This window comes from Kineococcus anabasis (assembly GCF_054590795.1).
In genome coordinates this window covers 481,956-493,252 of record NZ_BAAIHU010000007.1, presented here as the reverse complement: position 1 = coordinate 493,252, position 11,297 = coordinate 481,956, and the positions used below count along the sequence as shown (strand labels likewise).

Sequence of the window (11,297 nt, the reverse complement as noted above, 5' to 3'; positions counted from 1 at the left end):
GGCGCGACGGTCCTGGTGCCTGCCGGCGCCCACCGGCGCGCTCAGGGCCGGCCGCGCGGCACGGCCCCGAGGAGCATCGTCCGGATGGCCAGCTGGAGCGAGTCCCGCAGCTCCAGGTGCAGGACGGCCAGCGCCGGGTCGGCCTCGTAGGCCGCGAGCACGCCCGGCGGCGGCGAACTGTAGGGCGCCAGTGCACCCGCCAGGACCATCGCCTGGAAGCAGAACACCTCGGCCGCGGAGCCGAGCTCGGGCACGTACCTGCGCAGCAGGTCGGCCGTGGCGGTCAACCGGGCCAGCGCCGCGCGCTTGTGGCGCGTGACGACCTCGACGGTGACGTTGCGCTCCAGGACGCCGCCCTGTGCCCCCACCAGGTCGCACAGGACGCGGTGGCCCGCCAGGGACCGGGCGAGCACCGCGGCCAGCTGCTCGGCCCGCGGCACGAGCGGCAGGTCCGCGTCGACCCCGGCCGCGAGGTCGTCGGCCAGATCGGCGAGCCAGTCCCGCAGCACGGAGTCCATCAGCTCCAGGAGCACACCCTCGCGGGAGTCGAAGTAGCGCAGCACGTTCGACTTCGCCAGCCCGACGCGGCGGCTGAGCTCGTTGAGGGTGAGGTCCACGACCGGCATCTCGTCGAGCATGGCGGCCGCGGTGTCCAGGATGACCCGGCGCCGGATCTCGCGCTGCTCCTCGCTGCGGGCCCGCTGGAACGTCACAGCAGAACCCTAGCATTTCCAGACCGCCGGTCTCTTGACAGTAGACCGCCGGTCTCTTAGCGTCGGGCACAACAGACCGCCGGTCTCTCCTGGAGGACGACATGAGCACGACCTGGACAGCACGAGACGTTCCCGACCAGCACGGCCGGGTGGCGGTGGTGACCGGCGCCAACACCGGACTGGGGTTCGAGACCGCCAGGGTCCTCGCCGAACGCGGCGCCACCGTCGTGCTCGCCGTGCGGGACGTCGACAAGGGCGCGCGGGCGGCGGCCCGCGCGGGCGGGGACGTCCGCGTGCAGGAGCTCGACCTGACGTCGCTGGCGTCGATCCGCACCGCCGCGGCCGCGCTGCGCGAGGCGCACCCGCGGATCGACCTGCTCGTCAACAACGCCGGGGTGATGTACACCCCGAAGCGGACGACCCGGGACGGCTTCGAGCTGCAGTTCGGCACCAACCATCTCGGCCACTTCGCCCTCACCGGACTGCTGCTCGACCGGTTGCTGCCCGTGCCCGGCTCGCGCGTGGTGACGGTCAGCAGCAGCGGTCACCGCATCCGCGCGGGCATCCACTTCGAGGACCTGCAGTGGGAACGCTCGTACTCCCGCGCCGGCGCCTACGGGCAGTCCAAGCTCGCGAACCTGATGTTCACCTACGAGCTGCAGCGCCGCCTCGCCGCCCACGGCGGGAACACCGTCGCGGTGGCCGCGCACCCGGGGGTCTCGAACACCGAACTGGTGCGCAACTCCCCCGCTGCGGTCCGCGCGCTGATGGACCGCCTGGCACCCCTGGTCGCCCAGCCGGCCGCGACGGGCGCCCTGCCGACGCTGCGGGCAGCCACCGACCCGGCCGTCCTGGGCGGGCAGTACTACGGTCCCGGCGGCCGCGGCGAGGTCCGCGGGTACCCCCGGCTCGTCACCTCCAGCCCGCAGTCGTACGACCTCGCGGTCCAGCGGCGGCTGTGGTCCGTCTCCGAGGACCTCACGGGCGTGGCCTTCCCCCTCTGAGTCCGCGCCCACGAGCGCGGTGGGCTGCGACGACACCGCGCCCGCGGTGACGGGCCCGGGAGTGCCACGATCGCGGCATGGACCTACAGGAGTTCCTCGCCGAGGTCGGGCGCCGCACGGTCATCGAGGCGGGGTCGGAGCAGCACGCGTTCATGCACCACGCCGCCCAGGAGGCGCTGCGCACCGTCGCCGAGCTCAACACCGGTTACCGCACGCCCGAGGAGGTGCGCGCCCTGTTGTCACGGCTCACGGGCCGGGCGGTGGAGGGGTCGGTGACCCTCTTCCCGCCGTTCTACTGCGAGTTCGGGAAGAACCTGTCCCTGGGCAGGGACGTGTTCATCAACATGGGCTGCCGCTTCCAGGACACGGGCGGCATCTCCATCGGTGACGGGACGCTCGTCGGGCACGGCACCACGCTGACCACCCTGAACCACGGCGTCGACCCCGAGCGGCGGGGCGACATCGTGCCGGCTCCGGTCGTGATCGGCCGCAAGGTGTGGCTCAGCGCCTCGGTGACCGTCGTGCCGGGCGTGACGATCGGCGACGGCGCGATCGTCGGCGCGGGCGCCGTGGTCACCAGGGACGTGCCCGCGAACGCCGTCGTCGCCGGGGTGCCGGCGAGGCTCGTCCGCATGACGGGGTTCGAGGCCTGACCGGGCGACCACGGGGGAGTCCGGCACCCACCGGGTCCCGCGGGACGAGCCCGGTCGGCTGCCCGGGCGCGCGGCCGCGCCTCTGCCTAGGCTTCCGGGGTGGCCCGCTACTTCGACGTGCACCCCCGCGACCCGCAGCCGCGCGCCGTCGCGCAGGTCGTGGCGATGATCCGCGACGACGCGCTCGTGGCGTACCCGACGGACTCCGGCTACGCCCTCGGGTGCCGCGTGGGCAGCCCGGACGGTGCCGAGCGCATCCGCGCGATCCGGCACCTGGGGGAGAAGCACCACTTCACGCTGGTGTGCACGGACTTCGCGCAGCTGGGCGAGCTGGTGCACCTGGACAACGCGGCGTTCCGGTCGATCAGGTCGGCGACGCCGGGGCCGTACACGTTCATCCTGCCCGCCACGAAGGAGGTGCCGCGGCGGCTGGCGCACGCGAAGAAGAAGACGGTGGGGGTGCGCATCCCCGACTTCCCGCTGGTGCGGGCGCTGCTGTGGGAGCTGGGGGAGCCGCTGCTGTCGAGCACGTTGCTGCTGCCGGGGCAGGAGGAGCCGATGACGGACGGCTGGACGGTGAAGGAGGAGCTGGACCACGTCGTCGACGCGGTGGTCGACGCGGGGGAGTGCGGCTCGCGTCCCACGACGGTCGTGGACTGGTCCGAGGGGTACCCGGACGTCGTGCGGGAGGGCGCCGGCGACGCGGATCGGTTCCGCTGAACGGAACTCGCTTCCGTGGGGTGACATGAAGGTGGCCGGCCGGTAGCTTTCCGGGCGGGGCGTGCCGGGAAGTCTGGTCGGCGATCGCTTCGCCGACCCCTGGAGACGCCGACATGACCTCCCAGCCACCCATCGCCCCGCCCCCCGGCCCCCTGCGCCTGTTCGGCTCCGGCTCGCCGGGCGAGCGGCGCCGCATCGCGGACGTGCTGCGCAGCGAGACCGTCGGCGGCGGGTTGCTGCTGCTGGCCACGGTCCTCGCCCTGGTCTGGGCCAACTCCTCCCAGGGGGACTCCTACACCGCGCTGCGCGACGCCCGCGTCGGCCCGCACGCCCTGCACCTGGACCTGACGCTGGGGCAGTGGGCCGCGGACGGGCTCCTCGCGATCTTCTTCTTCGTCGCCGGGCTCGAGCTCAAGCGCGAGTTCGTCGCCGGGGACCTGCGCGACCCCCGGCGGGCGGCGCTGCCGGTCGCCGCCGCGGTCGGCGGCATGATCGTCCCCGCCCTGGTCTACGTCGCGCTCAACGCCGGCGGCGGCCCCGGCGTCCTGCGGGGCTGGGCCATCCCGACGGCCACGGACATCGCCTTCGCGCTCGCCGTGCTCGCCGTCATCAGCACCCACCTGCCCTCGGCGCTGCGCACGTTCCTGCTCACCCTCGCCGTGGTCGACGACCTCCTGGCCATCGTGGTGATCGCGTTCTTCTACACCCAGGACCTCGCCCCCGGGATGCTGCTGCTCGCCCTGCTGCCCCTGGGCCTGTTCACCCTGCTCGTGCAGAAGCGCGTCCGCAGCGCCTGGTTCCTGCTGCCGCTGGCCGTCGCCGCGTGGGCGCTCGTGCACGCCTCCGGGGTCCACGCCACCGTCGCCGGTGTCCTGCTCGGCTTCGCGGTGCCGGTGCTGCGCAGCGACTCCAGCCGCGAGCCGGACGGCGAGGGCGGCCTGGCCGAGCAGTTCGAGCACCGCTGGCGGCCGGTCTCGGCCGGGTTCGCCGTGCCCGTCTTCGCCTTCTTCGCCGCCGGTGTGGCCGTCGGCGGGTTCGGCGGGCTGAGCCGGTCCCTGGGCGAGCCCCTCGCCCTGGGCATCGTCGCCGCCCTCGTCGTCGGCAAGACCGCCGGCATCCTCGCCTCCACCTGGCTCGTGCAGCGCTTCACGCGCGCCGAGCTGGACCAGGACCTGTCCTGGTGGGACGTGCTGGGCCTGGCGATGCTGGGGGGCATCGGGTTCACCGTGTCGCTGCTGGTGGGGGAGCTGGCCTTCGGGCACGGCACCGCGAACAACGAGCTGGTCAAGGTGGGCGTCCTGGTCGGCTCGCTGACCGCGGCGGTGCTGGGGTCGGTGGTGCTGCGGATGCGCAACGGCGTGTACCGGCGCATCGCCAAGCGCGAGGCGTTCGCCGGGTGAGGCGGCACCGGGAGGAGCGGCCGTGAGCGACGCACGGGACCTGGCGGCGGCGGTGCGGCGCCGGGCCGCCGGGACCCCGTACACGGTGCAGGACACCGCGGGCGCCGCGGTCACCGCGGGGGTGGTGCTGACCACGGCGCTGACGGGGCGGTTCTGAGGCCGCCGGCCCTCACTCCACGGGGATGATCTCGGTGACCTTCCAGACCGGGCTGGCGGCGTCGGAGCGGGTGAGGCCCAGGCTGAAGCTCCCCGCGTCGGTGGGGACGTCGACCCGGACCGAGGTGGGGCCGTCGACGAGGACGACCTCCGAGTTGCCGGTGATCTGCCGCACGCCCAGGGTCGAGGGGTCGGTGCCGCGCAGGGACTCCGCCAGTTCCGGGGTCACGTAGCCGGAGATGCCGGCGTGCCAGGCGGCGGGGTCGGCGTCCGCGTCGGCGTAGGCGGCCATCGCGCCGGAGGCGGTCTTCACCGCCTCGAACTGCGCCTCCCCGTCGACGGCGCCCTGCCCGGCGCCCTCGGCGGGGGCGCTCGGGGTGGCCTGCGTGGTGGCCTCGGTCGCGGACGCGCTCGGGGTGGCCGCCGGGCTGCCGGCCTCCGCCCCGGTGCCGCCGGCCCCGGAGCAGGCCGACAGGGCGAGGACACCCGCCAGGAGGACGGTGTGCAGGACGGGGCGCGTGGTGCTCATGCTCCTCATGACGCCGCCGGCCCCGGATCTGTGCAGTCCCGCCGCGCGGGGCCCGCCGCCCCGCTGGTTAGCTCGCCCGGTGCACTGGGCGGAGGCTGCGGCGATCCTGGCGGCGGGCGTGTGGGCCGGCGCCATCAACACGGTGGTCGGCTCCGGCACGCTGGTGACGTTCCCCGTGCTGGTGGCCTTCGGCTACCCCCCGGTCGTCGCGACGATGAGCAACGCCCTGGGCCTGGTGCCGGGCGGGTTCAGCGGCACGTGGGGCTACCGCCGGGAGCTGCGGGGACAGGGGCGGCGCCTGCTGCGGCTCCTGCCGGCGTCCCTGCTGGGGGCCCTGGCCGGCTCCTGGTTGCTCCTGCACCTGCCCGAGCGGGCGTTCGAGGCCGTCGTGCCGGTGCTGCTCGTGCTGGCGCTCGTCCTCGTCGTCGCCCAGACCCGGCTGCAGCGGGCCGTCAACGCCCGCCGGGAGGCCGCCGGCCGCACCGGTGACCCCACCGGCGCCGGTGCGGTGGGGCTGTGGCTCGCCGTGTGCGCCACCGGCGTCTACGGCGGGTACTTCACCGCCGCGCAGGGCATCCTCCTCGTCGGCGTGATGGGGCCGCTGGTGGCGGACACCCTGCAGCGCATCAACGCGCTGAAGAACGTCCTGTCCCTCGGCGTGAACGTCGTCGCCGCCTGCGCGTACGTCCTCGTCGCCGCCGACCGCATCGCGTGGGAGGCCGTGGGGCTCATCGCCGCCGGCTCGGTCGTCGGTGCGCAGGTCGGTGCCCGGATCGGGCGCCGGCTCAACCCCACGGCGCTGCGGGGCGTCATCGTCGTCCTCGGCTGCGTCGCGCTGTGGCGCTTCCTCACCACCTGAGCCCTCACCCGGGCCGCCCGGGCCCTCGACCCACGGCCCTCAGCGCCCGTGCAGCAGCCCCGCCACGGCCGCCTCCAGCGCCTCCTCCGCCGGCACCGGCACGTCCGGCAGCACCCCCGTGCCCTCCCAGCTGCCCCCCCGCACCGCGTCGACGTACCAGGCCACCGGCACGTGGGCGCGCACCGAGGAGGTCAGCGAGACCGGGACGACGTGGTCCGCCGCGCCCCGCGTGCGCTCGCCGACGACCCGCACGCGGCCCGAGCTCCGCAGGAAGAACGCCAGCGCCTCCGCGGAGGAGAACGTGCCCGGCCCGGTGAGGACGGCGACGGGCGTGCCCGCGGGCAGCGAGCGCTCCGCGGGCCGCGCGGTGGTCCACCACTGCCGCACCCCGGCCGAGGAGACCACGTCGGCGTAGTGCCGCTGCCGCGGCCCGGCGAACCAGCTCATCACCAGCGCCACGGTCGCCGGTTCCCCGCCACCGTTGCCGCGCAGGTCCAGGACCACCGCCCGGGCCCGGTGCAGCAGCGCGAAGGCGGCGTCCAGGAACGGGGTGGCGAGGGCGGCGTCCTCCAGGGCGTCGAGGACGAGGACGCCCGTGCCGTCGTCGCGGCGCGTCACGGCGCCGACCCCCGCCCCGCGGCGCAGCACCCCGGCGGGGTCAACCGGTGGCCAACCCGCCGAGCCGTCGTCCGGGTCGAGGCCGCCGCCGGGCACGACCTCCAGCAGGACGTGGCGGCTCGTGCGGCGCGCGACGGCCTCCACCTCGGCGGCGCTCGCGGCGTCGACGGGCCGCGCGTCACCGGCGAAGGCGGTGTCCAGGTCCGCGCCCATGCGCGCCGCCCGGGCGGGGTCGGGCAGCAGGGACGCGGTCCGGGCGGCGAGGACGGCGGCCAGGCCGGCGACGGAACCGGGGTCGTGGTCGGTCATGGCCGGAGGCTAGGAACGGCGCCGGCCCGGGACCAGGGCCGTTCTCCACCGGCGTAGCACCCGCCGCAGCGGCCGGGGCGTCACCCGGGCCGCCGGGCCGTCACCCGGGGCCGGCCTCAGGCGGCGTCGGCCCCTCCGCGGCGGGGCTGACCGTCCCGGCGTTCCTGCGCCTCCATCCAGAGCACCCGGAGCCGGTCGAGGTACTCCTCGACGGGCATGGCGCGGCGCTCCGCGTCCTCCTTGACGCGCCCCGCGAGGTAGTTCACGGCGGCGACGAGGTCCCCGCGGGGGTCCGGGGTGCCCAGGGCGATCGCGAAGGCCTGCGAGAGCTCCTCGCGCGCGAGGTGCTCCGCCATGGTGAGGACCCGGTCGACCCGGGCGCCCCGAGCGGCGGTGTCGTCAACGGTCATCTGTCCACCCTGCAACACCGGCGCGGGAAACGCAGGGTGGAGCGCCGGTGTCGGGCCGGGGTCACCCGTTCGCCCCGGGGCGCAGGCGGGCGGGGCGTACCGGCCGGCGGGGGCGCCCGGGCACCGCGTCCGGTGCGACGATGGGCCCACCATGACTGCCGCCGCCGCATCCCTGTTCCTGCCCGACCTGCTCCCGCAGCCGGGCGGCGACCCGGACCCGGACGCGGTCTACGAGGCGTTCGAGACGTGGGCCACCGCCGGCGGGCTCTCGCTCTACCCGGCGCAGCAGGAGGCGCTGCTGGAGGTCGTGACCGGTTCCAACGTGGTCCTGTCCACCCCCACCGGCTCCGGGAAGTCCCTCGTCGCGGCCGGTGCGCACGCCGCGGCCCTCGCCCGCGGGGAGCGCACCTTCTACACGGCCCCCCTCAAGGCGCTGGTGTCGGAGAAGTTCTTCGCCCTCGTCGAGACGTTCGGCGCCGAGCGCGTCGGGATGATGACCGGCGACGCCTCCGTCAACGCCTCCGCGCCCATCGTCTGCTGCACCGCCGAGGTCCTCGCGAACATCGCCCTGCGCTCGGGGACGTTCGCGGACGTGGGCCAGGTCGTCATGGACGAGTTCCACTTCTACGCCGAGCCCGACCGGGGCTGGGCCTGGCAGGTCCCGCTGATCGAGCTGCCCCAGGCGCAGTTCCTGCTCATGTCCGCCACCCTGGGGGACGTCACCTGGCTGCAGGAGGACCTCACCCGGCGCACCGGCCGCGAGACCGCCGTCGTCAGCTCCGCCGAGCGCCCCGTGCCGCTGCACCACTACTACGCCACCACCCCGGTCCAGGAGACCATCGAGGACCTGCTGCGCACCGACCGCGCGCCCGTCTACGTCGTCCACCCCACCCAGGCCGCGGCGGTGGAGCAGGCCCAGTCCCTCACCAGCGCGAAGCTCGCCACGCGGGAGCAGCGGGACGCGATCGCCGCGGCGATCGGCGGTTTCCGCTTCGCGCCCGGTTTCGGCAAGGTGCTCTCGCGGCTGCTGCGGATGGGCGTCGGCGTCCACCACGCGGGGATGCTGCCGAAGTACCGCCGCCTGGTGGAGACCCTCGCGCAGGCCGGGCTGCTGAAGGTCATCTGCGGCACCGACACCCTCGGCGTCGGCATCAACGTCCCCATCCGCACGGTGCTGTTCGGGGGCCTGACGAAGTTCGACGGCCGCCGCGTCCGGCACTACAAGGCGCGGGAGTTCCACCAGATCGCCGGGCGCGCTGGGCGGGCGGGTTTCGACACCGCCGGGACCGTCGTCGTGCAGGCCCCCGAGCACGAGGTGGAGAACGCCCGGCGCATCGCCAAGGCCGGCGACGACCCCGCCAAGCTCAAGCGGGTGCAGCGGGTCAAGGCCGCCGAGGGCGTCGTCTCGTGGAGCCGCACCACCCACGACAAGCTGGTGGAGGCCCGCCCGGAGCAGCTCACCTCCCACTTCCGGGTCACCACGTCGATGATCCTCAACGTCCTGCAGCGGCCCGGGGACCCGGTGGAGGCGATGCGGCACCTGCTGCGGGAGAACCACGAGCCGCCCAAGCAGCAGGTCCGCCACGTCCGCCGCGCCGTCGCCCTGTTCCGCACCCTGCTCGCCGCGGGGATCGTGGAGCGGCTGCCCGAGCCGCTGCCCGACGGGCGGCAGGTGCGCCTCGTCGCCGACCTGCAGCTCGACTTCGCCCTGAACCAGCCGCTGTCGCCGTTCGCGCTGGCCGTGCTGGAGGTGCTGGACACCGAGTCCCCGACGTACGCCCTCGACGCCGTCTCCGTCATCGAGGCCACCCTCGACGACCCGCAGAAGGTCCTCTACGCGCAGCAGTCCAAGGCCAAGGGCGAGGCGGTGTCCCGGATGAAGTCCGAGGGCATCGAGTACGACGAGCGCATGGAGCTGCTGGAGGACGTCACCTGGCCCCGGCCCCTGGAGGAGCTGCTGGAGGGGGCGTTCGAGACGTTCCGGCAGACCCAGCCGTGGGTGGCGGACTACGAGGTGAGGCCGAAGTCCGTGGTCCGCGACATGTACGAGCGGGCCATGACGTTCACCGACTACGTCGCCTACTACCAGCTCGCCCGCTCCGAGGGCCTGGTGCTGCGCTACCTCGCCGACGCCTACAAGGCGCTGCGGCAGACCGTTCCCGAGGAGGCCCGCACCGAGGCCCTCACCGACCTGGTGGAGTGGCTCGGGGAGGTCGTGCGCCAGACCGACTCCAGCCTGCTGTCGGAGTGGGAGCGGCTGCGCGACCCCTCGCTGGACCCGGAGGCGGCCACCGCCCCGCAGGAGGACGAGGCCCCGCCGGTCACCGCGAACCAGCGGGCGTTCCGGGTGCTCGTGCGCAACGCGCTGTTCCGCCGCGTCGAGCTGGCCGCCCGCCACAAGACCGGGGAGCTGGCGGCGCTGGACGAGGACGTGCCCGGCGCGTGGGGGGTGCCGGAGTGGACGGCGGCCCTGGACGGGTACTTCGCCGAGCACGGCTCGATCGGCACCGGCCCGGAGGCACGCGGCCCGCACCTGCTGCAGATCGACTCCGGCACCGTCCAGGGCGGTTCGGGCTCGCCGCGGAACTGGCACGTGCGGCAGGTGCTGGACGACCCCGCCGGCGACCGCGACTGGGCGATCACCGCGGAGGTCGACCTCGACGCCTCCGACGAGGCCGGCACCGCCGTCGTGCGGGTCACGGGGCTGAGCAGGCTCTAGGACCTCTTGCGCCCGGGGCCCTCCCCGGGCGTAGCGTCCCGCCATGAGCGCGGCCGCCACCGGAACCACGACCGTCCGCCCCTACCGGCCGGGAGACCTGCCCGCCGTCTACGACATCTGCGTGCGCACCGCCGCCGCCGGCGGGGACGCCCGCGGCCGCTACAGCACCGACGACCTCATGCCGGACCTGTTCGCCGGGCCCTACGTCACCGCCGAGCCGGAACTGGCCTTCGTCCTCGACGTCGGCGGCCGCGCCGTCGGCTACGTGCTGGGCACCGCGGACACCGCCGGGTTCGTCCGCTGGTACCGCGACGTGTGGATCCCCCGGCTGGACGGGAAGTACCCGGTGCCGCCGTCGCCGCCGCGCACCCCGGAGGAGGAGATGGTGGCCCTGCACCACCGGCCCGAGCGGATGCTCGTGCCGGAGCTGGCCGCGTACCCGGCGCACCTGCACATCGACCTGCTGCCGGAGCACCAGGGCCGCGGGCACGGGCGGGTGCTCATCGGGACGTTCCTCGCCGCGCTGGCCCGCGCCGGGGTCGGTGCCGTGCACCTGGGCATGGTGAGCACGAACACGGGGGCCCGCGCCTTCTACGACCGGATGGGGTTCACCGAGATCCCCGTCCCGGACCCCGGGCCCGTCACCTACCTCGGGCGCCGCACCGGCTGACCGGCGCCCCCGTGCGGCGCCGGGCCGTCCGTGCGAACGTGCCGCCATGGCAGCGGACCCCTCCACCGACCCGCACGGCCTCGCCAGGTTCGTGACCGCCCAGGACTCCGGCGGCACGTACCGGCAGGCGCTCGCCGAGCTGCGGCGGGGCCGCAAGAGCGGCCACTGGATGTGGTTCGTGTTCCCGCAGGTCTCCGGTCTGGGCAGCAGCCCCGCCGCGCAGCGGTACGCGATCTCCGGGCTCGACGAGGCGCGCGCCTACCTCGCGCACCCCGTGCTCGGGCCGCGGCTGCTCGAGTGCGCCCGGGCGCTGCTGGCCCTGCCGTCCTCCGACGCCACCGGCGTGATGGGCCACCCCGACGACCTGAAACTGCGCTCGTCGATGACGCTGTTCGCGCGCGCCGACCCGGCAGGGCAGGCGTTCCGCGACGTCCTCGGGCAGTACTTCGGCGGGCAGGAGGACCCCCGCACCGTCGACCGGCTCTGAGACCCCCCGCACCGGCCACCGAGCGCAGGGCCTCCCGGGCCGGTGCCCGC

General features: G+C 75.0%; 13 protein-coding genes. 9 read left to right on the top strand and 4 right to left on the bottom strand.

All coding sequences use genetic code 11. From position 1 onward, the window contains the following. Positions 1-41 precede the first annotated feature (41 nt). Positions 42-713, bottom strand: coding sequence for a TetR family transcriptional regulator (locus ACYQBY_RS13100; protein ID WP_459644289.1), 672 nt, complete (start codon positions 711-713; stop codon positions 42-44). A gap of 101 nt (positions 714-814) precedes the next feature. Between ACYQBY_RS13100 and ACYQBY_RS13095 the strand changes: the two genes are divergently transcribed. From ACYQBY_RS13095 to ACYQBY_RS13075, 5 genes are all read left to right on the top strand, one after another. Further along, positions 815-1,717 carry an SDR family NAD(P)-dependent oxidoreductase gene (locus ACYQBY_RS13095; RefSeq protein ID WP_459644288.1) on the top strand — a complete coding sequence of 301 codons (903 nt, stop codon included), beginning with the start codon at positions 815-817 and terminating at the stop codon, positions 1,715-1,717. Positions 1,718-1,794: 77 nt separating this feature from the next. After that, positions 1,795-2,370 (top strand): DapH/DapD/GlmU-related protein, encoded by a 576-nt coding sequence (locus tag ACYQBY_RS13090; RefSeq protein ID WP_459644287.1) that lies wholly within the window; start codon positions 1,795-1,797, stop codon positions 2,368-2,370. Between the two features lie 99 nt (positions 2,371-2,469). After that, the gene (locus tag ACYQBY_RS13085) at positions 2,470-3,090 is read left to right on the top strand and encodes an L-threonylcarbamoyladenylate synthase (protein WP_459644286.1); all 621 of its coding nucleotides are present in this window, start codon (positions 2,470-2,472) and stop codon (positions 3,088-3,090) included. A gap of 113 nt (positions 3,091-3,203) precedes the next feature. Then, positions 3,204-4,490 carry a Na+/H+ antiporter NhaA gene (gene nhaA / locus ACYQBY_RS13080; RefSeq protein WP_459644285.1) on the top strand — a complete coding sequence of 429 codons (1,287 nt, stop codon included), beginning with the start codon at positions 3,204-3,206 and terminating at the stop codon, positions 4,488-4,490. 22 nt (positions 4,491-4,512) lie between these two features. Continuing rightward, positions 4,513-4,647: a hypothetical protein gene (locus ACYQBY_RS13075; protein ID WP_459644284.1), complete on the top strand. Its 135-nt coding sequence runs from the start codon at positions 4,513-4,515 to the stop codon at positions 4,645-4,647. A 12-nt stretch (positions 4,648-4,659) separates the two neighbouring features. Here ACYQBY_RS13075 and ACYQBY_RS13070 read toward each other — a convergent pair whose 3' ends face one another. Next, positions 4,660-5,175, bottom strand: coding sequence for a hypothetical protein (locus ACYQBY_RS13070; protein ID WP_459644283.1), 516 nt, complete (start codon positions 5,173-5,175; stop codon positions 4,660-4,662). Between the two features lie 79 nt (positions 5,176-5,254). Between ACYQBY_RS13070 and ACYQBY_RS13065 the strand changes: the two genes are divergently transcribed. Beyond that, a complete protein-coding gene (locus ACYQBY_RS13065) occupies positions 5,255-6,034 on the top strand; it encodes a sulfite exporter TauE/SafE family protein (protein WP_459644282.1) in 780 nt (259 codons plus the stop codon). Between the two features lie 39 nt (positions 6,035-6,073). Here the strand turns inward: ACYQBY_RS13065 and ACYQBY_RS13060 are convergent, their stop codons facing one another. After that, positions 6,074-6,961, bottom strand: a complete 888-nt coding sequence (locus ACYQBY_RS13060; protein WP_459644281.1) for a S41 family peptidase — start codon at positions 6,959-6,961, stop codon at positions 6,074-6,076. A gap of 116 nt (positions 6,962-7,077) precedes the next feature. Beyond that, positions 7,078-7,371 (bottom strand): hypothetical protein, encoded by a 294-nt coding sequence (locus ACYQBY_RS13055; RefSeq protein WP_459644280.1) that lies wholly within the window; start codon positions 7,369-7,371, stop codon positions 7,078-7,080. A gap of 151 nt (positions 7,372-7,522) precedes the next feature. On the opposite strand from ACYQBY_RS13055, the gene ACYQBY_RS13050 reads away from it, so the two are divergent. Genes ACYQBY_RS13050 through ACYQBY_RS13040 form a run of 3 tightly spaced genes read left to right on the top strand, consistent with a single transcriptional unit; the run spans position 7,523 to position 11,247 of the window. Continuing rightward, positions 7,523-10,090, top strand: a complete 2,568-nt coding sequence (locus ACYQBY_RS13050) for a DEAD/DEAH box helicase (protein ID WP_459644279.1) — start codon at positions 7,523-7,525, stop codon at positions 10,088-10,090. 43 nt (positions 10,091-10,133) lie between these two features. Then, positions 10,134-10,760 carry an N-acetyltransferase family protein gene (locus tag ACYQBY_RS13045; RefSeq protein WP_459644278.1) on the top strand — a complete coding sequence of 209 codons (627 nt, stop codon included), beginning with the start codon at positions 10,134-10,136 and terminating at the stop codon, positions 10,758-10,760. A 46-nt stretch (positions 10,761-10,806) separates the two neighbouring features. Next, positions 10,807-11,247 (top strand): DUF1810 domain-containing protein, encoded by a 441-nt coding sequence (locus ACYQBY_RS13040; RefSeq protein ID WP_459644277.1) that lies wholly within the window; start codon positions 10,807-10,809, stop codon positions 11,245-11,247. The last annotated feature ends 50 nt before the right edge of the window (positions 11,248-11,297 follow it).

Coding starts and splice junctions, on each gene's coding strand:
- ACYQBY_RS13095 (WP_459644288.1), top strand. CDS start 815: ATGAGCACGACCTGGACAGCACGAGACGTTCCCGACCAGCACGGCCGG.
- ACYQBY_RS13090 (WP_459644287.1), top strand. CDS start 1,795: ATGGACCTACAGGAGTTCCTCGCCGAGGTCGGGCGCCGCACGGTCATC.
- nhaA (WP_459644285.1), top strand. CDS start 3,204: ATGACCTCCCAGCCACCCATCGCCCCGCCCCCCGGCCCCCTGCGCCTG.
- ACYQBY_RS13070 (WP_459644283.1), bottom strand. CDS start 5,175: ATGAGCACCACGCGCCCCGTCCTGCACACCGTCCTCCTGGCGGGTGTC.
- ACYQBY_RS13060 (WP_459644281.1), bottom strand. CDS start 6,961: ATGACCGACCACGACCCCGGTTCCGTCGCCGGCCTGGCCGCCGTCCTC.
- ACYQBY_RS13055 (WP_459644280.1), bottom strand. CDS start 7,371: ATGACCGTTGACGACACCGCCGCTCGGGGCGCCCGGGTCGACCGGGTC.
- ACYQBY_RS13050 (WP_459644279.1), top strand. CDS start 7,523: ATGACTGCCGCCGCCGCATCCCTGTTCCTGCCCGACCTGCTCCCGCAG.
- ACYQBY_RS13045 (WP_459644278.1), top strand. CDS start 10,134: ATGAGCGCGGCCGCCACCGGAACCACGACCGTCCGCCCCTACCGGCCG.
- ACYQBY_RS13040 (WP_459644277.1), top strand. CDS start 10,807: ATGGCAGCGGACCCCTCCACCGACCCGCACGGCCTCGCCAGGTTCGTG.